This window comes from Methanosarcina sp. UBA289, assembly GCA_002496565.1.
Taxonomy (GTDB): domain Archaea; phylum Halobacteriota; class Methanosarcinia; order Methanosarcinales; family Methanosarcinaceae; genus Methanosarcina.
In genome coordinates this window covers 82,590-105,983 of the sequence record DAKJ01000025.1, presented here as the reverse complement: position 1 = coordinate 105,983, position 23,394 = coordinate 82,590, and the positions used below count along the sequence as shown (strand labels likewise).

Here is a 23,394-nt window from a genome sequence, read left to right as displayed (position 1 = left end):
TTTTTAAAAAAAGCCTTTTCAAAAAAGGCTTTAGCGAAAACTGCTTAAATTACCTAGTTCAGGTTAAGCTAAAGCCTTTTAAAAAATACTTTAGCGAAAAATTGCTTAATTCAGGGCTTAACCATGAATTATTAACTTCGTAATTAAAGTAAAGTCAAAAAGTAATTAAACTGGAGAAGAAGGAATAATTACACTTTTCTTTTTACTAAGAGTACTTCCCTTACTTTTCCAGTGATTTCTACTTCTACCTTCGGTTCAATTTTCTCTTCTGATTTGGCTTTCCAGTATTCGCCTTTATAACGAACAAAACCTGTTTTTCCAGGTCCGAGAGGATCTATGGTTTGCGCAGTATCTCCTATAAACTCTCCAATGACCGGTTTTTTCTTTCTTATCTCGTTTACTTTGTATATTGCAAAAACCAGAAACAGCCCAAAAACAATCGTTGGAGCAACAACTGTCAAGGTAAGAAGTCTCCTGAACTCGGGGGTGTAAATATTTTCGCTTCCCATGGGTACAAGAAGTATACTTCCTATTATGAGACTGATGAGTCCCGCAAGCCCGAATATTCCAAAACCAGGTACTTTGATTTCAATAATAAGAAGTCCTATTCCTAAAAGAATAAGAAAAATTGCCCCGATATTGATATCAAAGCCTGTACCTATCAATCCCAGTGCAATTGAGATGATTCCAAAAACCTCTGCTCCAGCTCCTGGACTTGCGATTCCAAAAATTAGACCATAAATCCCTAGGGTCAAAAGAAGGGAGGAAATTATCGGATTTGAAATAAGCCTTAAAAGGGATAGAGAAAGAGGAGGTTCATAGTTTTCGATCTCTGCATTTTCGGTTTGCAGGATTCTTCTTTTTACTTGTTGCCCGTCAATCTGTACTAATAGGTCTGGAATAGAAGGAGCTACATATTCTATTACGCCGGCCTTCAGGGCTTCCTGCGCGTCAAGATTTTTGTTTTTAGTTATTACTTCTTCTGCAAAGGTCTCGTTTCTCCCATGTTTACTGGCTGTTGCAACCGAAAATTTGACAAGAGCGTTTATTATTTTCTCGTCTTTAATGGGTTTTGTCCCTTCAGCCGACATCTGAACAGGCTGAGCTGATCCGATGACCGTAAAGGGCGCCATTGCAGCAATATCTGTTCCCATAAGGATAAGAGTGCCGGCTGACCAGGCTTTTCCGCTCTCAGGCACATACCCAATAACAGGCACGCTCGCATTCTCAATTGAACTTATGATTTTTTGGGTTTCATCCAGTCCTCCCCCTGGGGTATTCAAACTGATTACTAAAGCCTCAAAATTTTCGTTTTCAGCTCTTTCTATTGCATCCGCTATAATGTCATCCGAAGCTGGTGTAATAGCCTCAGATATCTCAAGCACAAGCACTTTCTGTTGAGGCCCGGCATCCACAGACGGTATATAAGCGGCTGTGAGGATGAAACACAGGAAGAAGATAAGGAGAAAATGGTGAATCCCTTTTACAGGCATTTTTATCAGTCCTTTCTTACTTATCCATCTCCTTCAGTTCTTTTTTGCATTATCATCCTTTTCTTCAGTTTTTTCCTTCATTGCTCTTTTCTGTCGGCAATAGCCTTAGATAAAGCCGCTATATTTCCGGTTTCAAGAGACTGGGACTGTGTTACTACTATGAGATTCTTTTCCCTGGCAATCTCGGCTAAAGTTTGTAGTTCTCTCAATTTAATCGCTGAGAGTGTTCCCTCATAAAAGGTTGCAGCTTCTTTCATTTTCTGTGCAGCCTGAGACTCTCCTTCCGCAAGGATAATCCTGGCACGCTTTTCCCTTTCGGCTTCAGCCTGTTTTGCAATTGCTCTTTTCATTGTTTCTGGCAGGGCAACATCCCTGATTGTAACGCCTGTAACTTTGATCCCCCACGGATCAGTATATGCGTCCAGAAGCTCTTGAATTTGTTTGTTGATATGTTCTCTTTCCGAAAGCAGTTCGTCAAGCTCCATCTGGCCCATTACGTCTCTCAGGGTAGTCTGTGAAAGGGTAGAAGTTGCAAACATATAATTTTCAACCTGAGTTATGGCAGCTCCAGGTTCCACGACTTTATAATAAACAACTGCATCCACTTCAACCGTGACATTATCCCTGGTGATTACGGCTTGCTTGGGCACATCGATGGCAACAACTCTCAGATCGATTTTTATAGCTTTATCAACAATCGGTATGATCAGGAAAACCCCTGGCCCTTTTACACCACTTAGGCGGCCCAGCCTAAAAATGACTACTCTTTCATATTCGTTAACTACTTTTATTGATTGTGAGAGTATTAATATTAAAACTAACAATACAGGAAGATATATTTGACTTGCAAAAATACTCATAATTGTTATGCCCTCTCATTCCATTAATGTTTAAATCATATCTAATAATAATTAAGTATTCTTTGTTAGGATTATTGATAATAAAAGTTTCTATAGAGTAAGTATTCATCATTCAAAAACTTTGCACCCTGAATTCTCAAAATAACTGAAAAACTATATTATACTATATTATCTATTCTTAATTTCTTCTCTAGATTTTCTATTGACTTCAATTTTTCAGATTTTGAGCGAGATCGGAGAAGGAAATGCGAGATCGGAGAAGGAAATAAGTGTTAGAAATGCAGATACCTGATTGTACAAAATTATGAAGTGGCTGCTTGAGAGACTCATTCTGAGAAATAGTTATCTCTGAAAATACTTATATTTGAAACATAGAAAATATAAAACAGGGAAAAGTGAGTTGACAGGGAAGAGAGCAGAATGGAATTAGTTTTCGGTCTGGGTAGGGCTGTATAGTTAGATCAACGTACTTAAAAGCTGACAATAAAAACGAGAAACACTGTCCAGGTTCAGGAACATGTTCTGGGCCGCAACAGTAGTTCAAGAAAACGCGGGTTCGGAAGAACCATTGGTGTTGGTATTATATGAGTAAGGAATGTCCAGACTGCCACGGACGTGGCTATGAAGTTGTTTCAACTGAAATCTGCCCTCAATGTAAGGGCAAAGGTAAATCAAAATCAATTGATTTCATGAAAATGTCAGAAAAAAATCTTGACAGTTTTCTAAAAAATGGTACTGCATGTGATAAGTGTAAAGGCACTGGAAGTATCGACATAACTACCCCCTGCAAAACCTGCGAAGGACTGGGAAAGATATACACATGCAAGGCTTGTGGAGCGCGTATTGAGAACCCTCAGGATCCTGATGAAGAACTATGTGATTCCTGTGTCCGTTCTCAGTATGTTTATGCCCTTGATGAATCCTGCGACCTTAAGGACGTGGAGGCAGGAAAGCTTTACCATGGGATAGTGAGCAGTAAAGCTTCTTTTGGGGTCTTTGTGGATCTTAACTCTCACGTAAGAGGGCTTATGCACTCTAGCAATGTCGGGGTTCCTCCTGAAGTCGGGGAAGCCGTAATTGTTCTGGTAAAAAGCGTCAAGGCAGGAGGAAAGCTGGATCTGATCCCGAAAACCCTTAAAAAATACGAAACTATCGAGCTTGAAAAAGAACTTCCACTCAAGAACTCAGCTGAAATTGACTCCAGTATGAAGGGCAGGCTACTAAGAATCGAAGGGGAAGTAATTCAGGTAAAACAGACTAGCGGGCCCACGATTTTTACCATCGGCGATGAGGGAGGTTTTGTGCCCTGTGCAGCTTTTGAGAGTGCTGGGAAAAGATCCTATCCACACATTGATGTAGGAATGATAGTTTCCATTACTGGAGAAGTGACTCTGCGAGATGACCAGATTCAGATCGAGGTCATGAGTATGAAAAAGCTGACAGGTGAGAAGGAAGCAGTTGTCAAGGGCAGAGTTGAAAGTGTAATTAACGAAAAAGCAGCTCCTGCGGATATTCCTTTCCTTGTCAAAAGCGAGATTATGGAGAAACTTAAACCTAAGATGCTCCATGTAGCCAGAGAGATAAAAAAAGCTATTCTCCATTCAACCCCAATTATTCTCAGGCATCATGCTGATGCGGATGGAATTACCTCGGCAATTGCACTTGAGAGAGCGATCCTACCCCTTATTACAGAAATAGGGGGAGCAGATGCGGAATATTACTTCTACAAACGCGCTCCTTCTAAAGCTCCTTTTTATGAGCTTGCTGACGTTACGAGAGATATTTCGTTTGCGCTTGAAGATCTTTCCAGGCATGGGCAGAAAATGCCGCTTGTGATTCTTGTTGACAATGGATCTACCGAAGAAGATGTTCCTTCAATGCGGCAAGCCAGTGTTTATGGAATCGATATGCTTGTAATTGACCATCACCATCCCGATGAGATCGTTGATCAATATCTTATAGGGCACGTAAATCCTGCGCATGTGGGAGGGGATTTCGGGGTTACTGCCGGAATGCTCTGCGCTGAAGTTGCTCGTATGATCAATCCCGACATTAGCGATACAATAAAGCATCTTCCAGCGGTTTCGGCAGTTGGAGACCGTTCAGAGGCTCCGGAAGCTGAAAGGTACATAGCTCTTGCCTCGGATTGTTATACCCTTGAAGAATTGAAAGAAATGGCTCTGGCTCTGGACTATGAACAGTTCTGGTTGAAATTTAGTAGTGGAAAGGGCCTTATCGATGACATTCTGGATCTTGGGGATCACGAGACTCATAAAAACTTGGTTTCCCTGCTCTGCGAACAAGCAAATTCCATGATACAGGAACAGCTTGAGACCTGCCTCTTTAATGTCAAGTCTCAAAAACTGGCAAATGGGGCTATTATGAATGTGATAGACGTTGAAAACTACGCCCAGAAATTCACCTTCCCGCCACCAGGAAAGACCTCCGGAGAAGTTCATGACGTGCTTACTAAAAAGTATCTGGATAATCCCGTGGTAACCATCGGATATGGTCCTGACTTTGCAGTTATCCGCTCCAAGGGCGTGCTTATGAATATTCCGAAAATCGTTCGGGAACTCCGGGAAGAAATGAAAGGTGCCGGCGTCAGCGGAGGAGGACATCTTGTTGTGGGCAGTATCAAGTTTGTAGAAGGAATGAGGACTGAGGTGCTATCAAGGCTTGCCGAGAAGATTGCATCCGCAGACGTCGAGTATTAAAGGGCTTTAATAGCCTCTTTCCTTCCTTTGCTTCTATTCTGGATAAAAAAATACTATTCTTAATTAGTTTATTTTAAGAAATTCTATTTTTACAAAAGCTCTGTTTTTTCAGATTTTTCCTTCAAAAAAGACTATCAAGCTTATTTTTATTCTAAAATTATGCAGATGATTTTAGTTATTAAAAATTTTAAAGATAGCTGCAGATTTTGGGAAATTTTTAGCTAGTAAACGAAAACGAGAAGAGAACTTCTTATTTATTTTGCTTGAAATCTCTAGACTATTTATTTTTAAAATTTGTGGTTCTAAGTAGTAAATTAAGTTATTGAAAAATATGTGCATAAGACTTTCCCTACACTTCTCTCAAATTTATACCAGCTTTTTCTCAATCCTAGTAAGTTGATCTTGTAGTCCTGCATCAGTTAGGGGTAAATAGTTAACTCATATAAAAGAAAGAAAATTAAGTTAAAAAGCTTGCCTTTCCTATTTATTTCACCAGGAAAGGCTTTCTGCGCAAAAAAGTTTTAACAATTTGTCCTTACTTTGCCTTTTAGTCCAAGCGTACAATCCTTACAAGAGACTGGATCGGGACATTAGCAATCATGTCTGCGCCTTTTTTGTCTACAAGAACCACTACGGCTCTAGGTTTCGCGCCCATTTCCCTAAGTTGCTCTATAACTTCCATCGTTGTAGAGCCTGTAGTAATGACGTCATCCACGATCACGCAGTTCTTGCCGGCAACGCTTCCGAAATTCCTGCTTATTGTTCCTTTCTGGCCTGGCTGAACCACGTCTTGTCCTTTACGGGAATGATAGAGGGCAAAGTCAGCTCCTAGCTCATTTGCCATCATGCTTGCTAGAGGAATTCCACTGGCAGCGACACCGACAACTACGTCGACTTCGGCGTTTGTTTTTTCCAGAGTCTCAAGCACCATGTCGCAGAGCGCAAGCGAGATGTAGTGGAGCCGCGTAGCACTTTTTCCTATACTGCTCCAGTTCACGGAAATATCCTTCGGAGCGGGGACTGCTACTTCTTTTTTTGAACGGGTTAAAAGCCAGGTAACCGTTTCCCTTGAAACGTTGAGTTCGTCAGCAATCTGGCCGGTTACAAGCCCGTTGCTTTGCAGTTCCACAGCTTTCTGGATTAAGTCTTCTATATTCTTCATGCCTCCATTCCCACCTGAGTTTTTTTATCTGGCTGTATTTTTCGACACATTTTACAACTTACTTATAATCTGCCTGGAATACTGCCTGGAAAACTATATTCAAATGTATATTCTCTCAATTAAAGACACTATTACATTATCAAGCATTATATCTTTTTCTTCAGCTCAAGAGTAACTCTTCTCTTTTCTACTTTTTTTTCTTTTTTTCTTAAGGGGTGAACCGCATATAGGGCAAACATCCCCCTTGTCAAAAGTTTTTTTGCAGCCAATACACTGTTTTTGCCAGATAATAATATCCTTTATTTTTTTCTGGGCAATGGGTTTTACCTGAATCCCAAGTTGTACGGCAACGTTTTGGACTGCATAATCATCCGTAAGCAATATGCCTTTGTCCCTGTATTCAAGAGCTTTTGCAAGGATTTCAAGGTCAGTTTTTGAGAGTTCCTCGGAGTCCCGGGTGTGCTCAGCCATTTCCCTAACTTCTTTTACCATTTTGGGATCTGGCCATTCCACACGTAACCCTCCTTCTTTTGCAAGATCAAAACGAAGTGCGGAGTCCCTACTTTTCAATTCTTCTGCAACCGAAGGGACGGTAATTATCAGGGAACTGTCCAGGTCACAGTTTCCCATTATAAAAACCGCTGAGTCTGCTATGTAATAGGTCATTTTTCTTCTCTTTTCTCTTTTAGTATATAATTGATTCCCGCCCCGAGTCCCGTCTCGGGAGGACGGGGTCCGTTTCGCTCACTTCGTTCGCTCAAGCGGACTAATTTACATAAAGATGCAATTCACTCAAAAAGGTTGACTCACGGGCAAAGGAAATTGTTTTTAAATTTGCTGAAGAAGGTTAGTTTGGATAAGCTCTTTTGGCTTTCGCTCGGTTAATGAATTAATTTATACAGTTAAATCTTTCCCGCATGTTCATTTTCTCTTGTAGGTACTGAATCAATGGTGAAACTTAAGTTAAAGCGGGTGCCCGTGTAAGAATTTGAATGATATGTTCTGTGCTTTTGGAGGAATTAATAACAAAATTGAGTCAAAAGAATGAGTTAAATATGTCTATTTAAGGGGTATTGAGATTTCTTAATGTGCATATCATAAGCTCTTGCCCTTTCATGGAATTTCTTATTTGGAGATTTCTTGAAAGGGCTTGAGCACGAATAAATTTTTTATTTGAAAGGCAGATACTCTTTCTGGGGTTTACTTAGCGCAAATTTCCTTGAGGCCAGCGGCTACATCGGCAAGAAGTTCGATAGGAATCCCCATAATCATTTCTTCATCTGCAATCTTGGTGTATGTCCTGCTGCCGCTGCAGCCGACTGTAACTCCGACTTTGCCTTCTTTATACGCCTGTACAACCCCGTCCGAGCACAAGCTCTGCTTTCCTGCAAAACTTGCTTCGACTCTGCCTCCCGTTTTATACATTAAGGCCTGTGTAAGTAACATAACCTGTTTGGGGGTGCAGATAACCACAACAACATCCGGAGTAAACGTAGCTTTTTCCAGGGGAGAATACAGGATAGCTTCTGTTGAATTCGCGGGAAGCTTGGGGACCCTTTCAAGAGTACGCCTTGCAGCCCCCTGCGTGCTGAACTGTTTGAGTTTATTAAAATAAAATTCTCCACTTGCAACTTTTGGAGGCATTTCGCCAAGGCCCATCGCGCCAGCTCCACCTTTACACATTTGATCTTCTCCCAGAGTATAGAACTCTTCTCCTGTTCTTCTCACTCTGTCAACCAGCTGGCAATGTCTCATAGTCTCATCTACTTTCTTAACTCCCTCCGGAACTTCTCCTCCCTTTGGGATCAGTTTTACTGCAACAGGGGAAGTCTTGAGTTTCAGGCAGTCTACAAGTTCTTGTCCGTACTTGTTTATCTCTTTTACATCCATGTTTTCAACTCGGGTTTTGAGATTATTGTTAGTTCTGAAAATAATGTTTTAGTAGTTCTCAAGTATTTTATAAGCGATTTGTCTAGTGTCTATTTATAAGTAAATTTATATATGATCAGGTTTTTATCAAACTTTTTCCTAAAAAAGTTTGAGACTTGTCTTGTCCACTTTTGGGCAAATTATACATGACAAGATTCGATATAAGCATTCCCGAGTTTATATGTATGCAGGCAATTTCCCACAGTACTACCATTTTCTGCTGGTTTCCTTCCGTACTGTCCATCTTTCCAAAGGAAATAAAGGGGTTGTTTGGGGAGTTGTTTGAAATTTAGAAAATTCACTCCAACTTATCAAAGATAATCTCCATCTTTCCCATTCCTCGAGCAAGATTCTTTGAAATCATGCCGTTTTCGAGCCAGCAAGCATTCATTACTGCTGCCGGAACAAGACAAGTAGGTGTAAGGGGCGCTTCAGTCATTTTTTGGTCAAGTACGCTTTCGGGGCCTCCCATAAGATCTTTCATTTCCACATCAAAATGTGTGCCCCACTTACTGAGCTTTTCGCATGTGGTCTTAATATGTATGTGAGTTGTCTTCCCTTCTTTTGTGGCAATTATTTTTGTTGTATGTCCACATATTGTATTCAATGAAATCTCTGTAGCCATTATTTTTCTCCCCTGGGTACTACATTTAAGATCCTGTAATCTATATTTACAACTCTCTAATTTTACAACTCTCTAATCTTATCTCCTTTTACAGGCGCAGGCATGATGCAAGATCAAGTTTTTTCTGAATGCCTGATCGCAAAGTTCTTATACGATTCTATTTGTATTGAATAGTCCATAGCAAATATGCTAGTTAAGCACTCCTGCTAATATAATTAATATATAATCAGAGCAATTAAGCAATAGGTATGCCTATGCCCTGACACGATCACCATATCAGGATCATCAGGATTATAGTATCTATAATCAGAAGTACAGAATTATAATAGGAATATAAATAATCATTAAAGAAGCATTGATTCTAATTTCAATACACGATGAGGTTTTAATATGAGATGGCAAGGTAGCTCCAAAAGAAAAGTGACCGGTGGGAAAGTTATTGCTGCCCGCGGGAAGCGCAAGTTTGAAATGGGCCGCGAATCTGCGGAAACCCGTATCAGTGATATAAAGAGGAAAAATGTTCACACAATGGGAGGCAACAGGAAGGTAAGACTTCTTCAGTGCAATATTGCAAATGTAACTAATCCCAAAGATGGAAAGACAACTTCTGCCCCCATTGAGAGAGTTCTCGACAACACTGCAAACAAGCACTATATCAGGCGTAACATTCTTACAAAAGGCTCCGTAATAAGGACCCCTCTTGGGACTGCTAGAGTTACGAGCAGACCGGGGCAGGATGGAGTCGTAAATGCTGTATTAATTGAATAAATTATATATAATATACCCCGGAAACGGGATTCTTTGTCAAATTCCCTTACCTTTGTGCCGGTGACCAATATGGATGAAAAGATTCGACATATACTGGAAATTCTTGAAACTGATGCACGAACGAGTCCAGAGGAAATCGCATCCCTTACAGATATGTCTGCACAGGAGGTTTCCCAGGCAATTGTAAAACTTGAAGAGACGGGCGTAATCCGGCACTACAAAACCATAGTTGATTGGGACTTAGTTGGGGAGAACTATGTTTATGCCGTTATTGAGCTGAAGGTTACTCTTGAACGCAATCAGGGCTATCAGGCAATTGCAGAAAGAATCTATAAGTTCCCAGAAGTCAGGTCAGTCAGGCTCTTATCAGGGAATTATGACATATCCCTTACTGTCCGGGGGAAATCAATGAAGGACGTGGCATTTTTCGTAGCAGAGAAAATTGCAACTCTTGATCAGGTACAGAGCACATCAACCCACTTCGTACTGAAAACCTATAAAGAAGACGGGGTCATCCTCCGTGAACCTGAAACAATTGAGAGGCTACCAGTATCATTTTAATACGAGCCAGTTCAAATTCTGATCTCCCTATTCAATTTTACATTTTATATAATTTATATGGTTTTTACAGGGTGTTTTGCTTGAGACCTTCATGCAATCCTTCTAAGTTTGTTGCCGACGCTGTGAAAGAAATTCCCCCTTCAGGAATACGCCGTTTTTTTGATCTGGTTTCCGGGCTTGAGGATGTAATCTCCCTTGGTGTGGGAGAGCCTGACTTTATTACTCCGTGGCACATCCGTGAGATGTGTATTCATTCTCTGGAAAAAGGGCAAACTTCATATACCTCAAACTACGGGCTTCCGGAACTAAGAGACGAACTTACCAGAACCTATTACAGACGTTACGGTCTGGACTATGATCCTTCATCCGAGATACTCATCACAACAGGTGTGAGTGAAGCTCTGGATATAGCAGTAAGGACCGTGGTTAATCCTGGTGATGAGGTTATTATCGTCCAGCCCTCTTACGTGGCATATATGCCTTCGGTTGTTCTTGCAGGAGGCAAGCCAGTTATCGTTTCCACCCACAGGGACGATGAATTTAGCCTGACTGCAGAAGCTCTCAAACCTGCAATCACTGACAAGACGAAAGCAATAATTCTCAACTTCCCTAACAACCCTACGGGAGCGATCATGGAACAGGAAGACCTCGAGGGTATTGCCGACCTTGTTGTGGAGAATGATCTGTTTGTTATCTCAGATGAGGTTTATGAGTGTCTGACCTATGGAGGCAAGCATGTTCCGTTCTCTTCCCTTGATGGCATGAAAGAACGGACTGTCATGCTCAACGGGTTCTCAAAGGCTTATGCAATGACAGGACTAAGGCTTGGTTTTGCAATGGGCTCTCCTGAGATTATACATTCAATGATGATGATCCATCAGTACTGCATGATGTGTGCTCCCACAACGGCTCAAATTGGAGCAATCGAAGCACTCCGTCATGGTAAAGAGGAAATGGAGAGGATGGTCAGGGAATATGACCGGCGCAGACACCTTATTGTCAGAGGCTTTAACAGGATAGGACTCGAATGCTGTAACCCTAAAGGGGCATTTTACGCCTTCCCTTATATAGGAAATACCGGTCTTTCTTCCTCGGAGTTTGCGGAGCGCCTTCTGGATGAAAAGAAAGTTGTTACAATTCCCGGAGACGTTTTTGGGGAGTCAGGCGAAGGGTTCCTACGCTGTTCTTATGCCGCATCCGTAAATGATATTAAAAAGGCATTGGAGAGAATGGAAGACTTTGTGGATGGATTAAAGCAGTAAACTTAACCGAGTTTCTCGGACATCTTTTAAATTTTTTTATTAAACTTTATTTTCTAAACCTTATTTTCTAAATTTTGTTTTCTAAACCTTTTGTGCTCCCTTGTAATTAGTTGACATTTTAATGTACTTACAACTTAGTAAGTCATTAAAATTGTAATATTCAAATCTAATGTATGAAATCAAATAAATATAAAATAGTACTTAAACTTTCGAAAAATAAATTAAAGTTATAGGATTTCCATATTACTATACAAAAATTTTATAAACGTTCGGCTTTAATTTATTTTTAGAGTTGGTTATACTTTCCAAAGTTATCTGAACTCTACTATACAAGGAGTAAATAAGTATGATAACAAATAAAAGACTTGGTATAAGAATGATGCTTTTTTCAATGCTACTGGTAAGTATATTTTTTTGTCAGTAGTAAGCGCAACATCTGATAATATAAAAGAAGCAAACGAAAAGTGTACTGTTGGCAGTAAGGAAATTATATTTAGCAATCATCCAGATTCAAATAGCGCTACTTTGATGAAACATCAAACAATTCTACAATTTTCTATACTGTGAACGTCGATAAATTAGATAATACATATAGAGCAAAAATATATAATATTGATAAAAATTAATAAAGACAAAATCTTATTCTTCAAATCCATTGCTTTCGTCTGATGGTCGTGCTCCTGCAATAATAGATTCGATTATTGTAGAAGCAAGTGTGGATATTTATCCAGACAAGTACTTGTATACTAAAGGATCTGAAGGAACTGTCAATCTTGTTGTTGACATTATGCTCTTCCAGACGGATTTACTATTATTATTTAAGAATACCATTACCAGCTAAATACATAAATGTATATGATGGCTTGAGTCCAGACTATGTATACAACCTTTCAACAAGTAGTAGCTATGCCTTTATACAGAAACTATGAAGGTTAAAGTTAAATATGATAATACAGGAAGCTTCAACTTCTATGCATATGACCATGAACAAGAGGTAGCTAGTGGCCTTCCTGCATGGGATAATGATAGTTCCACTGTAACAGTGTCTTAAATATTTTAAAGGGGGATAGTAATGTCGCTAAAAATATCGAGGGATTTTTTAACAATGATATTTTTAATGATATTACTATTTATTACACTATTTTATTATATTTTCCCAATGTGTACTAATTTGTTGACAAATTTAAGTACTTTTATAGGTACCGTTGCTTATATTTTTACCATGATTGCTATAATAAGTATAATTATTGTAATTGTTAAATCTGTTAGTAAGTATATTAAATTTTGGTAATTTTGAAATGTAAAGTATTTCAAAATCGACAGGTGAACCATCAACAATATCTAGTATATTTTCCAATTAATTACCCTTTTTAAACTTTATATTGGCATTTTGTGGATATAGTTTTATATGTGCAATTATAGCCTTTATTCTGTAAACAAAAAATTAGTTCTCCTCCATTAATTAACTGATATTTTAATATATTTACAACGTAGTAATTCTTTTAATATTTGTTTCTTTTTCGTAATTCCAGATCTTCTGTGTCTTTTTTCTTGAATTTCTACGTTCTATTCCTTTTTTAACCTCTCTACGATACCTATAAAAGTTAAAATGGATGCAATAAAGTCTCATTTGGTTGTAAGTGTTCTAAATTTCTTTGAAAATCCGATTGTTTTTCTTGAGGTTCTATTATTATCCTATCTAAAAGTTAGATTTTATCTTTCAAGTGAACTCGTTAAGATTTCACTTTGATCTATATTTTGACCAAAGATAATCATTTTTTCAACATAAACTTTATTTATTAAATTTTTTTGTTTGATTCTACTCATGATTTGTTTTTGGGACGAGAACGATTATTTTAATGAGGAAACTTATTTTTACCGTCCATTATCTCGATTAACTCCTTTTTTGTTTGATTCATTTTTGAAATATTTCTCAAACCTATGACTTCTGAGGCTGCCGATTCAGTTAATTATATATACAATTTCCAGGCTCAATTAGTGAAGTCTATGAAACCAATTATTCCTGAGGAAGAGCGCTCTAAAGAACCTCTTGACACTGATAGGGTAATTTATCACCCGGATATGATAAGGGCTAATGAATGGGTACTTAATGAGTATGAAGCTCCTTATAGGGAACTCTGTATTTTTGTTCCCTGCGCCAAAAGAAAACCCTATCATGAAAGCCCTTCCCATAAAAAATTCGACAGGGTGATCTTCGGGATTGTAAAACCTGAGGATGTACATATAGTAACCTTCGGAACCTGTGGAATTACTCCCAGGGAACTTGATACGCAATATCCTTTCATGCATTACAGTTTTATGATGGGCAAATGCAATGTGGCAAAGATTAAACGAGATTTCATAAAAATGGAAAGCGAAAGACTTGCCGCTTATCTTGAAAAGACAAGGGATAATTACAAACACAGAATCGCTTACTGTATAGGGGATTTCCGGACTGCGATGGAAAAAGCCGTGGAAATGGTTGACATAAAAGTTGATATCGTGCCCAGGGAATCAACAATTCAGAAAATGATCCAGCCAGATAAGCCTTTTATCTATAACAGCCTCTCCTCAAAAGAATACCTTCAGGACTTTTCAGACGCAATTACGGATGCTCTTAAGCTCCCAAGGAGAAAAGTAGGACTTAAAGAAAGTTTATCGGTTGATGATACTGACTGGTATCTCCTTTAAAATTTAACTCTAGTTTCTCTTTTTTAATCAAATAGCGCTTAAGTTCCACTCTTTTTGGCTTTGTAGAAATTCACAGGAACAGCTAATCTCTATTAACTTAAACTCATATCATAACATCTTTTTGTCGATTATTACCTCTTGAAGCTTGATAGAGAGGTTTCTACAAAGCCTTTTTTCGATTTAAGATCTTATTTATTAACTACTATATATCTGGACCTAGTTTCAGTACTGCTGCTTTCTGGATTATCTACGGTTAAACTAACAGTATATCGTCCTGTCTCATTGTATACATATACAAGATTCTTTTCTGTTGAATTATTTCCATCTCCAAATGCCCATTTCCATGAAGTTGGTGATCCGGTGCTGTTGTCAGTAAAACTGACATTAAGCGGTGCAGGCCCCGATATCGGAAATGCAGTAAAAGAAGCTACAAGGGAGTTTGAAACCGCAATATAGCCGGTTTTCGTCAGCACATTACTGCCGTTTGCATTACTTGCTGTCAATGTAACAGAGTATAGTCCTGATTTATTGTATGTGTGTACTGGATTCTTTTCTGTTGAAGTGTTCCCATCTCCAAAAGTCCATGTCCACGCAGTTGGTGATCCTGTGCTCTGGTCAGTAAAACTAACATTAAGAGGCACTTTTCCCGATGTAGAGGACGCAGAAAAGCTGGTAGCAGGAGTGTTTAAAACTCCTGAGACAGCAATATAGCTCTTTTTTGTCAATGCATTACTGCCGTTTGCATTACTTGCTGTCAATGTAACAGAATATAGTCCTGATTTATTGTATTTATGTACCGGATTCTTTTCTGTTGAATTATTTCCATCTCCAAAAGTCCATTTCCATGATGTTGGCAATCCTGTGCTCTGATCTGTAAAATCAACAGTTAGTGGGGCTTTTCCTGAAGTTGAAGATGCGGAGAAACTTGTAACAGGAGCAGCTAAAACGCTTGAAACAACAATGTTGCTGGATTTTGTCAATACATCACTGCCATTTGCATTACTCGCTGTCAATGTAACCGTGTATCGCCCTGATTTATTGTATTTATGTACCGGATTTTTTTCTGTTGAAGTGTTTCCATCTCCAAAAGTCCATCTCCATGCAATTGGTAACTCTGTGCTCTGATCCGTAAAACTAACAGTCAGAGGCATGCTTCCTGAAGTAGGGGATGCAGAGAAACTTGTAACAGGAGCAGCTAAAGTATTTGACACATAAATATAGCTGGTTTTTGTCAACGCATCACTGCCGTTTGCATTACTTGCTGTCAATGCAACAGAATATAGTCCTGACTTACTGTATTTATGTACCGGATTTTTATCTGTTGAATTACTTCCATCTCCAAAATTCCATCTCCATGCAGTTGGTGATCCTGTGCTCTGGTCAGTAAAACTAACAGTCAGAGGCGTACTCCCTACAGTTGGAGTTCCTGAAAAGGCAGTGGTAGGAACAATATAATCTGGATTCGATGCCACACTGTCGTTTTCAGAAATTACATTTATATACCTTGACTTTTGCACCTTATCACTGCCTCCCGCATTAGTTGTCGTTAAAGCAACAGTATAATTTCCTGACTTATTGTATGTGTGTACTGGATTCGTTTCTGTCGAATTACTTCCATCTCCAAAATTCCATTTCCATAGCATTGGCGATCCTATGCTCTGATCAGTAAAACTAACATTAAGAGGCGCTTTTCCTGAAGTAGGAGATGCAGTGAAGCTGGTAGCAGAAGTATTTAAAACTCCTGAGACAGCAATATAGCTGGTTTTTGTCAACGCATCACTGCCGTTTGCATTATTTGCTGTCAATTTAACTGCATATAGCCCTGATTCATTGTATGTGTGTACCGGATTTTTATCTGTTGAATTACTTCCATCTCCAAAATTCCATTTCCATGACGTTGGTGACCCTGTGCTCTGGTCTGTAAAATCAACAGTTATTGGGGCTTTTCCTGAAGTAGGGGATGCAGAGAAGCTGGTAGTAGGAGTATTTAAAACTCCTGAGACAGCAATATAGCCGGATTTTGTTAACGCATTACTACCTTTTTCATTACTTGCTGTCAATGTTACAGAATAAAGTCCTGACTTATTGTATATATGTACTGGATTTTTATCTGTCGAATTACTTCCATCTCCAAAATTCCATTTCCATGACGTTGGTGACCCTGTGCTCTGGTCTGTGAAACCAACTGCAAGAGGCACTTTTCCTGATGTAGGTGACGCAGAGAAGTTGGTGGCAGGAGCATTTAGAATGCTTGAAACTATGATATAGCTGGATTTTGTTAATCTATTGCTGCCGTCCTCGTTACTTGCTGTTAATGTAACAGAATATAATCCTGGTTTACTATACGTATGTACAGGATTCTTCCCGGTTGAATAAGCTCCGTCTCCAAAATTCCATTTCCATGATGTTGGTGATCCTGTACTCTGGTCAGTAAAAGTAACTGTATGAGGCGTTTTTCCTGAAGCTGAAGATGCAGAGAAAGCAGCAACGGGAGCTTCATACCCATTTGAAGCAATAATATAGCTGGATTTTGTTACTGTACTACTGTTCCCTGTTTCGTTTAATATCAATGTAACGGAGTATTTTCCTGATTTTTTATATATATGCACAGGATTTTTTTCCGTTGAATAACTTCCATCTCCAAAAGTCCAGTTCCATGAGGTTGGAGATCCTATGCTCTGGTCAGTAAAACTAACGCTAAGTGGAGTTTTTCCTGAAGTCGGGGATGCAGAAAATTTTGGTTGTGCTAGAACAGTTACTGTGGCGAATCTCGAATTAGTGCCGTTTGCATTGTTTACTTTAAGCGTTACATTGTAATTCCCTGCACTAGAATAAGTGTGTACTGAATTCTGCTGTGTTGAACTGGATTTATCTCCAAAGTTCCAGTCCCACTCATCCGCATTCTTCGATAAATCCATAAACTGGACCGAAAGAGGAGCATAACCGAATGTGAGGTTGCTGCTGAAGTTTGCAGTAGGATAAACTGGTTGTGCTGGGAGAGGACTAATAAATTGACCGAAAGCAACAGGACTGAAACCTGTATTTACCGTGGCTGTAACCTTGTTTGTGGCTGTATCAATTACCGAGACTGTTTTTCCGAGATTATCATTGTCGCCGGAGTTCGCTACATATGCCTTTGTTCCATCCGGTGTTACTGAAATTCCGTATGGATTTTTTCCGACTTTTACAGTAGCTATAACAGTTTTTGTTTCTGTGTCAATTACCGAGACATCGTTACTGCCTTCATTTGCCACATATACTACTTCTCCGTCCGGGCTGACTGCAATTCCCATGGGCCATTTTCCTACAGTTACTGTGGAAGTAACAGTGTTTGAACTCGTGTTAATTACAGAAATCGTGTTACTTTCGCAATTTGCCACATATAGTTCTGTTCCATTCTGGTTACCTGTAACCCCACAAGGGCCAAGTTCAACCTTCACAGTCGCTATAACGGTGTTAGTGGTGGTATCAATTACAGAAACATTGTTGCTATAACGGTTCGTCACATATACTTTCGTTCCATCCGGTATGATTGCAACCCCTAATGGATTAGTTCCTACAGGCACTGTGGCTGTAACAGTGTTTGTAGATGTATCAATTACAGAGACACCTTTAACATCACGATCCGCCACATAGAGTTTTTTCCCATCTTGGGTGATTGCAATTCCACAGGGACTGTATTTATATCCTATATCCACGGTAGCTGTAACCTTGTTTATTGCCGTGTCAATTACCGAGACAGTCCCACGGTCGCCGTACTTGGTATTAGTCACATATGTCCTTGCTCCATCCGGGCTGACTGCAACTCCCATAGGATTGGTTCCTACAGGTACCGTGGCTGTAACATTGTTGTTTCCTGTGTTAATTACAGAAACAGTATTGCTGTTGAGATTCGTAATAAATGCGTATGAAGGTGCAGGAGAGCCTTTTGGTACAACATTTACTGTAGCCAACTTTGAATCTGTGCCATTTGAATTGCTTACTGTCAGGCTAACAGTATAGATTCCTGCTGAAGAATAGGTATGCGTGGGATTCTGCTTTGTTGAACCAGACCCATCTCCAAAGTCCCAAACCCATTTGGTTGCATTCTTTGAGAGATCTGTAAACTGGACAGGTACAGAAGGAAAAACGTAATCTGATGTGATGTTGCTGCTGAAGTTCGCTGAAGGATAAGATGGTTGTACCGGGATAGAACCTATAAATTGGCCAGAAGCATAAGGACTGTTTCCTACACGCACTGTGGCTGTAACAGTGTTAGTCGTAGTGTCAATTACAGATACGGTATTATAGAAGTTGATCGCGACATATACTTTTTTTCCGTCCGGTGTGACTGCAACTCCCATAGGATTTGATCCTACAGGTATTGTGGCTGTAACTTCATTTGTTGCCGTGTCAATTACCGAGACAGTGCTGAAATATTCATCGTTATTAGTCACATATACTTTTTTTCCATCTGGATTGACTGCAACTCCAAAAGGAACTCCTCCCCCAACCTTCATTGTGTTTGTTACACTGTTTGTTGCCGTGTCAACTACAGATATACTCTTACTGTCGGAGTTCGCTACATACACCCTTGTTCCATCTGGTGTGACCGCAATTTCCTTTGGACCTTTTCCTACGGATACCGTAGCTATAACAGCTTTTGTGGCAGTGTCAATTACCGAGACAGTATTATCCCCATAATTTGTAACATATATCTTTTTTCCATCTGGACTTACCGCTACTCCTTCAGGGTATTTTCCTGTGTTCAACGTACTTACAACAGTATTTGCACCGGTATCAATTACCGAAACATTTTTGCTGTTACGATTTACCACATATACCTTTTTTCCATTAGGGCTGACTGCAACCCCTTGAGGATAACTGCCTACAGGCACTGTTGCTGTAATTTTGTTTGTTGCCGTGTCAATTATAGATACATCGTTGCTGTAAGCATTTACCACGTATATCTTTGTTCCATTGGGATCAATTACAACTCCTATAGGATTGGACCCTACAGATATCGTGGCTGTAACTTTGTTTGTGGCTGTGTCAATTACAGAGATATCATCACTCTCTGCGTTTGTAATGTATGCAAATGGTGAGGCACCTGCGATGCTCACCAACATTAAAAAAGTAAGTGCTATTATTCCCAAAATTTTATTGAAGCTCTGCCCCCTAAATCTTCTATTACAATTCGTTCCTTTCATTTAAGATCCCTGAGTATATGTATTTTTAAATTTATTGAAAACTTCAAAGAACCTTAAAACTTGACCAGTTTTCATAAGGTAATATAACAATTCGTTGAAGTCATAGTTTTTTAGATTACATTGGTTACTGCAACAAGGTACGGCTATAAAAACGACGATGTGAAGAGAAAATCACAAAACATTATTGAATAGTTGTAAATTAATGGATAATAATCTTTCTTTTATTAGCCGGTTTAATAAATATATGTTCTTTTTTTAATATATATATTTATTTTTTAATATTACTCTTCCTCAAAAATACCTTCTGAATGAAAAATTCCTAGAGAAAAAATCTTTGTTATAGGAGACACCGTTAATTGATGAGACCAAACAGAATTAAATTTCAGTATAAAAACAAGGAAAAATTCGAAGATATTAGGAAGATTTTACTATAAGAACTATAAGAAGACAGATACAATAAATCAATCATTTTCAATGCTTACGGTCTCTCCTACAGAAAGCATGAGTTCTCCGTAGAGCAGCTTTTCCAGAGTTTCTGCTACATATTTCCTTTGCTGGTATTTCTGGATATCCTCATGCATTCTGAGGTCAGAATCTACTTGTACTCTCACGAGGGCGAAATGAAAGGCTTTTTCGTTCTTAATAGGTGCGGTATAGAAAGTTTCCAGCAGGTAAGGGAGTTTGAGGGGATCTTCTATAACTTCGCTTAAAAGCAGCATCTCTTCAGGAATATCCTGATAGTGTGAGGATATATCTTTTCTCCCTGTAATAAGTTGCAGGTTTTTTTCGGAATACTTTTTTTCGAGGATAATAATTTCGCCAATTATGCTTTTCACCTCTTGTTCAGATTAAGTTTCCCTATACAGGCTTTAGGGTAAGTTGTCAGTATTCTCTGAATTTCCCTGAATGATACTGAAGCGGTAATTCTACCTACTCTTTGTAAAAGGGAATAAAAAGGCTTCAAGCCAGCATTCCCTTTACTATAGTGTCAATAGCGTCGTCTTCTTCAAGACCGCGAGCCATGAGGGTTTCAACTTCTTTTTTGTCCACACACCCGATTGCAGCCTCGTGGGTTACCTTGGCAAGAGGATTATCGACCCGTACAATGGGGATAGCTTCGGCTTTTGCATTGCCCTGGATAACCTCCATGCAGTCTACATGACCTCTTGCTCTTGGGGCATGGCCTTCGGTAATTCCCCTGAACTCTGATTCTGCGTTATCGGTAATGGCTAATCGGCTTTTGATTACGCTTCTGGCATTTTCCCCATTAAGGGATACTTTTTCTATGACTTTTATTTTATCGTCTTTTTTCCCATAAACCTTGGTAACCATCTCACAGACGGAGTCTTTCTCGGCATCTACGCTGTAATCAAACTCCAGATAACCTACCCTACCCGAAACCAGAGAGAAATTAGTACAGTAACTGCCTCCTTCCTCTATCTTTATATGGGCCCTCGGAACCACCTGAATTCCTCCATGGGGGCCGTGAAAGTGGGTTTCTATATACTTTAATGAGGCGTTTTTTCCTATATGCATCTGAGCGTCCATTCTATGAATAATCTTTACGGCATTAGGAAATGTACAATGGGCAATGAGTTCAACAGCCGAGTCTTCTTCGGCCACGAAATTCATATTTATTTCTTGGAGTCCGTCTTCAGGAATAAGCCCGAAGCAAAGGTGGACAGGAAGTGGAATCTTGTACCCTTTTTTGATGGTCATTTTAACATCCACTCCATGTTTGGTCTCCTGGGTTTCTAGCACGATTCCTTCTGTCCCATTCGCATTGAGTACCTTATTTCCGCTAATCACAAGGCTTGCAAGTTCGTGCTGATGCAGGACTGCAGCATCTCCCCCGGCTGCCGAATAAGCTGCATCCATACTTTCAATTTCATTGGAAAGCGTATTAATAGTTATTTGAGTCATTTTTCAGGCCGCCTTTGGTGGGGATACTCTGCTGTCACACGGTATGCACCTGTTTTTGAAAAATTCACTAATTTCCAGAGGGTCTCCGCTTCTGAGGATAACTCCTTCACACATAAGGGATGCTTTATCGGAAGCGGCTGCAATTTCTTTCCGATGGGTAATTACAAGTACCGAGGAGCCGTTTTCCTTGAAAGTCTGGATCAGGTTTACGATTTCCTTTAAGGAAACAACATCAATTCCGGAGTCGGGTTCATCGAGAATTGCAAGCTTCGGTTTCATTGTAATTATGGAAGCAAGTTCTATGCGTTTTCTTTCGCCTCCGCTGAGCGCCTCGCCAACTTCCCTATCAAGGTATTTTTCGGGTTTAAGGTCGACTTTCCTCAGGGCATCTTTCAGTTCCTCTTCAGTAATGCCTCCCTTATTTTTTGCCCCGATTGCCAGGTAATCTCTGACCTTGAGCCCTTCAAAACGGGCTGGTTCCTGCCAGGCAAGGGTAATGCCCTTTCTTGCGCGTTCGGTTATTGAAAGTTTTGTAATATCTTCCCCATCAAAGATGAGGCTGCCTTCTTCGTGTTCATAACCCTGGAGTCCCATCAGGGTGTAGGCAAGGGTACTTTTTCCTGCACCATTTGCACCGATAATGCTGTGAATTTCCTGGTCGCCGACCTCAAGATTGACCCCTCGTAGGATTTTCTTCCCATCACGGCTCAGCACCAGGTTTTTTAAAGATAGAATCTACGACACCTCTATAATTTTTTAGTTTTTGCCCTGCAGCAGATCCTTGCAGTGCTGCAAATCCTTTACGGTATTTACATTTATTGCTAGTTCGGGATTATCAAGTATCAGATTAAAGTCTTCCTGTTCTTGTCGGATTTGAGAACTGTCCAGAATATTAACTCCGGCAGGTACTATCAGCTTTCCATCCTTGTTAAATACCGTATCCGGCCTGATTCCGGCTCCTTTGCAGATATTGATAGGAACATAGACAGAAAGCGCCGGCTTTCCTTCTTCCTTATATTTTTCGATTACCGAATCGATCAGCTCAGGGGTTATCAGGGGAAGGTCTGACATAATAATCATTACAGGGCCAACTGTTTCCGCAGTTTCAACCGCATGGATCATATCCCCGACATAATTTCCGCCAAAAGTCCTGATTACACGGACTTCTCCTTTGTAGCGTTCCTGGATCATAATTTCGGTCTTGGGGGTAACAGGAGAGACCGCTACAAAAACCCTGTCTATATTCTTTGAGGCCCTGAGGGTATCTATCACGTAGGCTATAAGCGGTTTTCCAAGTAACTCTACACAAGGCTTTTCCCCCATCCCAAGCCTCTGTCCGAATCCCCCTGCCATTACAATAGCGTCCATTTTAAACCTCCCATATATCCGTTAAATGAAAGTTTCAGGAGAACTGCGAGAACAATGAGCGCAGTTACCCGACCAATTTCGTTAGCAGTACCTATTCCGTCGCCATTTAAGCCTCCGAAATGGGCATAGCTTCGGTTAAGAATTACCAGAGCCGAGATACAGGCTCCCAGATAAGGCAACAGTCCTATCCACCCGAAAGGCAGAAAGCAAACAATGGCCCCGAATACAAATCCTATCAGGAAATTCTTTCTGGTTGCCCCGCTTATAGTCATGGCTCCCAGGCCAGGATAGGCCTGTTTTTCCTGCGGAGGTATGGGCTTTCCAAAGGCCGCGATAGTTAGCATTGACTGCTTTGCACTGACCTCTGCAATAAACATTGATGCAAACATTAAAACCGGAAGGTTAGCCCCGAAAACAGCGGAGCCTCCTTCATGGACTGCCCTTATAGAACTGTATAGAGTAAGTAACAACAGAATGCAGAAGGACACGCCTCCTGTCCCGATGGTTGTATCTTTCAGGGCCTTAATCTTCTTCTCAATAGACCCATGGGCCATAAAACCGTCCCCTATATCCGTGACTCCATCGAGGTGGTTAAAGCCAGTAAGATAATATATGAATCCCATGATAAGGACTGCAAGTACAGGCCCGGGAAATATTACCTGTCCTATGTATGCAACTGTCCCTATCAGAAGCCCAAGTACGGCTCCAACAACGGGATAGAAATAGATTTTCTTCATGAGTTCGTCAATTCCTTCCATGCTGATCCCCACAGGGATCGTGGACAGGAAGCCAAACCCCGATTTAAAAGCAAGCAAATATGAATTCATTGTGAACCGCCTGTTTTTC

Annotated in this window: 18 protein-coding genes; 6 read left to right on the top strand and 12 right to left on the bottom strand. The window is 40.0% G+C overall.

The features are described from left to right. Positions 1–188: 188 nt before the first annotated feature. Together BP549_RS14230 and BP549_RS14225 are read right to left on the bottom strand one after the other, a co-directional pair. Positions 189–1,493, bottom strand: coding sequence for an NfeD family protein (locus BP549_RS14230; RefSeq protein ID WP_292381708.1), 1,305 nt, complete (start codon positions 1,491–1,493; stop codon positions 189–191). Between the two features lie 77 nt (positions 1,494–1,570). Continuing rightward, positions 1,571–2,353 carry a slipin family protein gene (locus BP549_RS14225; RefSeq protein WP_292381707.1) on the bottom strand — a complete coding sequence of 261 codons (783 nt, stop codon included), beginning with the start codon at positions 2,351–2,353 and terminating at the stop codon, positions 1,571–1,573. Between the two features lie 584 nt (positions 2,354–2,937). Between BP549_RS14225 and BP549_RS14220 the strand changes: the two genes are divergently transcribed. After that, the gene (locus BP549_RS14220) at positions 2,938–5,070 is read left to right on the top strand and encodes a DHH family phosphoesterase (protein ID WP_292381704.1); all 2,133 of its coding nucleotides are present in this window, start codon (positions 2,938–2,940) and stop codon (positions 5,068–5,070) included. Between the two features lie 547 nt (positions 5,071–5,617). Here BP549_RS14220 and BP549_RS14215 read toward each other — a convergent pair. From BP549_RS14215 to BP549_RS14200, 4 genes are all read right to left on the bottom strand, one after another. Beyond that, entirely contained in the window at positions 5,618–6,232 is a 615-nt protein-coding gene (locus BP549_RS14215) for an orotate phosphoribosyltransferase-like protein (RefSeq protein WP_292376027.1), read from the bottom strand. A 165-nt stretch (positions 6,233–6,397) separates the two neighbouring features. Further along, positions 6,398–6,898, bottom strand: a complete 501-nt coding sequence (locus BP549_RS14210; RefSeq protein WP_292376025.1) for an NOB1 family endonuclease — start codon at positions 6,896–6,898, stop codon at positions 6,398–6,400. A gap of 534 nt (positions 6,899–7,432) precedes the next feature. Then, positions 7,433–8,122, bottom strand: a complete 690-nt coding sequence (locus BP549_RS14205) for a DUF169 domain-containing protein (protein WP_292376023.1) — start codon at positions 8,120–8,122, stop codon at positions 7,433–7,435. A 337-nt stretch (positions 8,123–8,459) separates the two neighbouring features. Then, positions 8,460–8,786, bottom strand: coding sequence for a DUF6951 family protein (locus tag BP549_RS14200; RefSeq protein WP_292381701.1), 327 nt, complete (start codon positions 8,784–8,786; stop codon positions 8,460–8,462). 390 nt (positions 8,787–9,176) lie between these two features. On the opposite strand from BP549_RS14200, the gene BP549_RS14195 reads away from it, so the two are divergent. From BP549_RS14195 to BP549_RS14175, 5 genes are all read left to right on the top strand, one after another. After that, a complete protein-coding gene (locus BP549_RS14195) occupies positions 9,177–9,554 on the top strand; it encodes a 30S ribosomal protein S8e (RefSeq protein ID WP_292381698.1) in 378 nt (125 codons plus the stop codon). A gap of 69 nt (positions 9,555–9,623) precedes the next feature. Further along, complete coding sequence (locus BP549_RS14190) at positions 9,624–10,115, top strand: Lrp/AsnC family transcriptional regulator (RefSeq protein ID WP_292381696.1); 492 nt, start codon at positions 9,624–9,626, stop codon at positions 10,113–10,115. Positions 10,116–10,195: 80 nt separating this feature from the next. Beyond that, the gene (locus BP549_RS14185) at positions 10,196–11,377 is read left to right on the top strand and encodes an aminotransferase class I/II-fold pyridoxal phosphate-dependent enzyme (RefSeq protein ID WP_292376015.1); all 1,182 of its coding nucleotides are present in this window, start codon (positions 10,196–10,198) and stop codon (positions 11,375–11,377) included. A 655-nt stretch (positions 11,378–12,032) separates the two neighbouring features. After that, on the top strand, positions 12,033–12,218 hold the full coding sequence (locus BP549_RS14180; protein ID WP_292381694.1) for a hypothetical protein: 186 nt from the start codon (positions 12,033–12,035) through the stop codon (positions 12,216–12,218). A 1,166-nt stretch (positions 12,219–13,384) separates the two neighbouring features. Next, complete coding sequence (locus BP549_RS14175; protein ID WP_292376011.1) at positions 13,385–14,068, top strand: DUF5591 domain-containing protein; 684 nt, start codon at positions 13,385–13,387, stop codon at positions 14,066–14,068. Positions 14,069–14,256: 188 nt separating this feature from the next. Here the strand turns inward: BP549_RS14175 and BP549_RS14170 are convergent, their stop codons facing one another. The 6 genes from BP549_RS14170 to cobS form a co-directional block, all read right to left on the bottom strand. Continuing rightward, positions 14,257–19,176, bottom strand: coding sequence for a PKD domain-containing protein (locus BP549_RS14170; protein WP_292381693.1), 4,920 nt, complete (start codon positions 19,174–19,176; stop codon positions 14,257–14,259). 542 nt (positions 19,177–19,718) lie between these two features. Beyond that, the gene (locus tag BP549_RS14165; protein WP_349681021.1) at positions 19,719–20,093 is read right to left on the bottom strand and encodes a hypothetical protein; all 375 of its coding nucleotides are present in this window, start codon (positions 20,091–20,093) and stop codon (positions 19,719–19,721) included. 124 nt (positions 20,094–20,217) lie between these two features. Continuing rightward, positions 20,218–21,180, bottom strand: a complete 963-nt coding sequence (locus BP549_RS14160) for a SufB/SufD family protein (RefSeq protein WP_292376007.1) — start codon at positions 21,178–21,180, stop codon at positions 20,218–20,220. A gap of 3 nt (positions 21,181–21,183) precedes the next feature. Then, a complete protein-coding gene (locus BP549_RS14155; protein WP_292381690.1) occupies positions 21,184–21,894 on the bottom strand; it encodes an ABC transporter ATP-binding protein in 711 nt (236 codons plus the stop codon). Between the two features lie 42 nt (positions 21,895–21,936). Then, positions 21,937–22,548 (bottom strand): NTP transferase domain-containing protein, encoded by a 612-nt coding sequence (locus BP549_RS14150; protein ID WP_292381687.1) that lies wholly within the window; start codon positions 22,546–22,548, stop codon positions 21,937–21,939. Beyond that, positions 22,533–23,375 (bottom strand): adenosylcobinamide-GDP ribazoletransferase, encoded by an 843-nt coding sequence (cobS, locus tag BP549_RS14145; RefSeq protein ID WP_292381685.1) that lies wholly within the window; start codon positions 23,373–23,375, stop codon positions 22,533–22,535. The genes BP549_RS14150 and cobS overlap by 16 nt, the downstream gene beginning before the upstream one ends. Positions 23,376–23,394 lie beyond the last annotated feature (19 nt).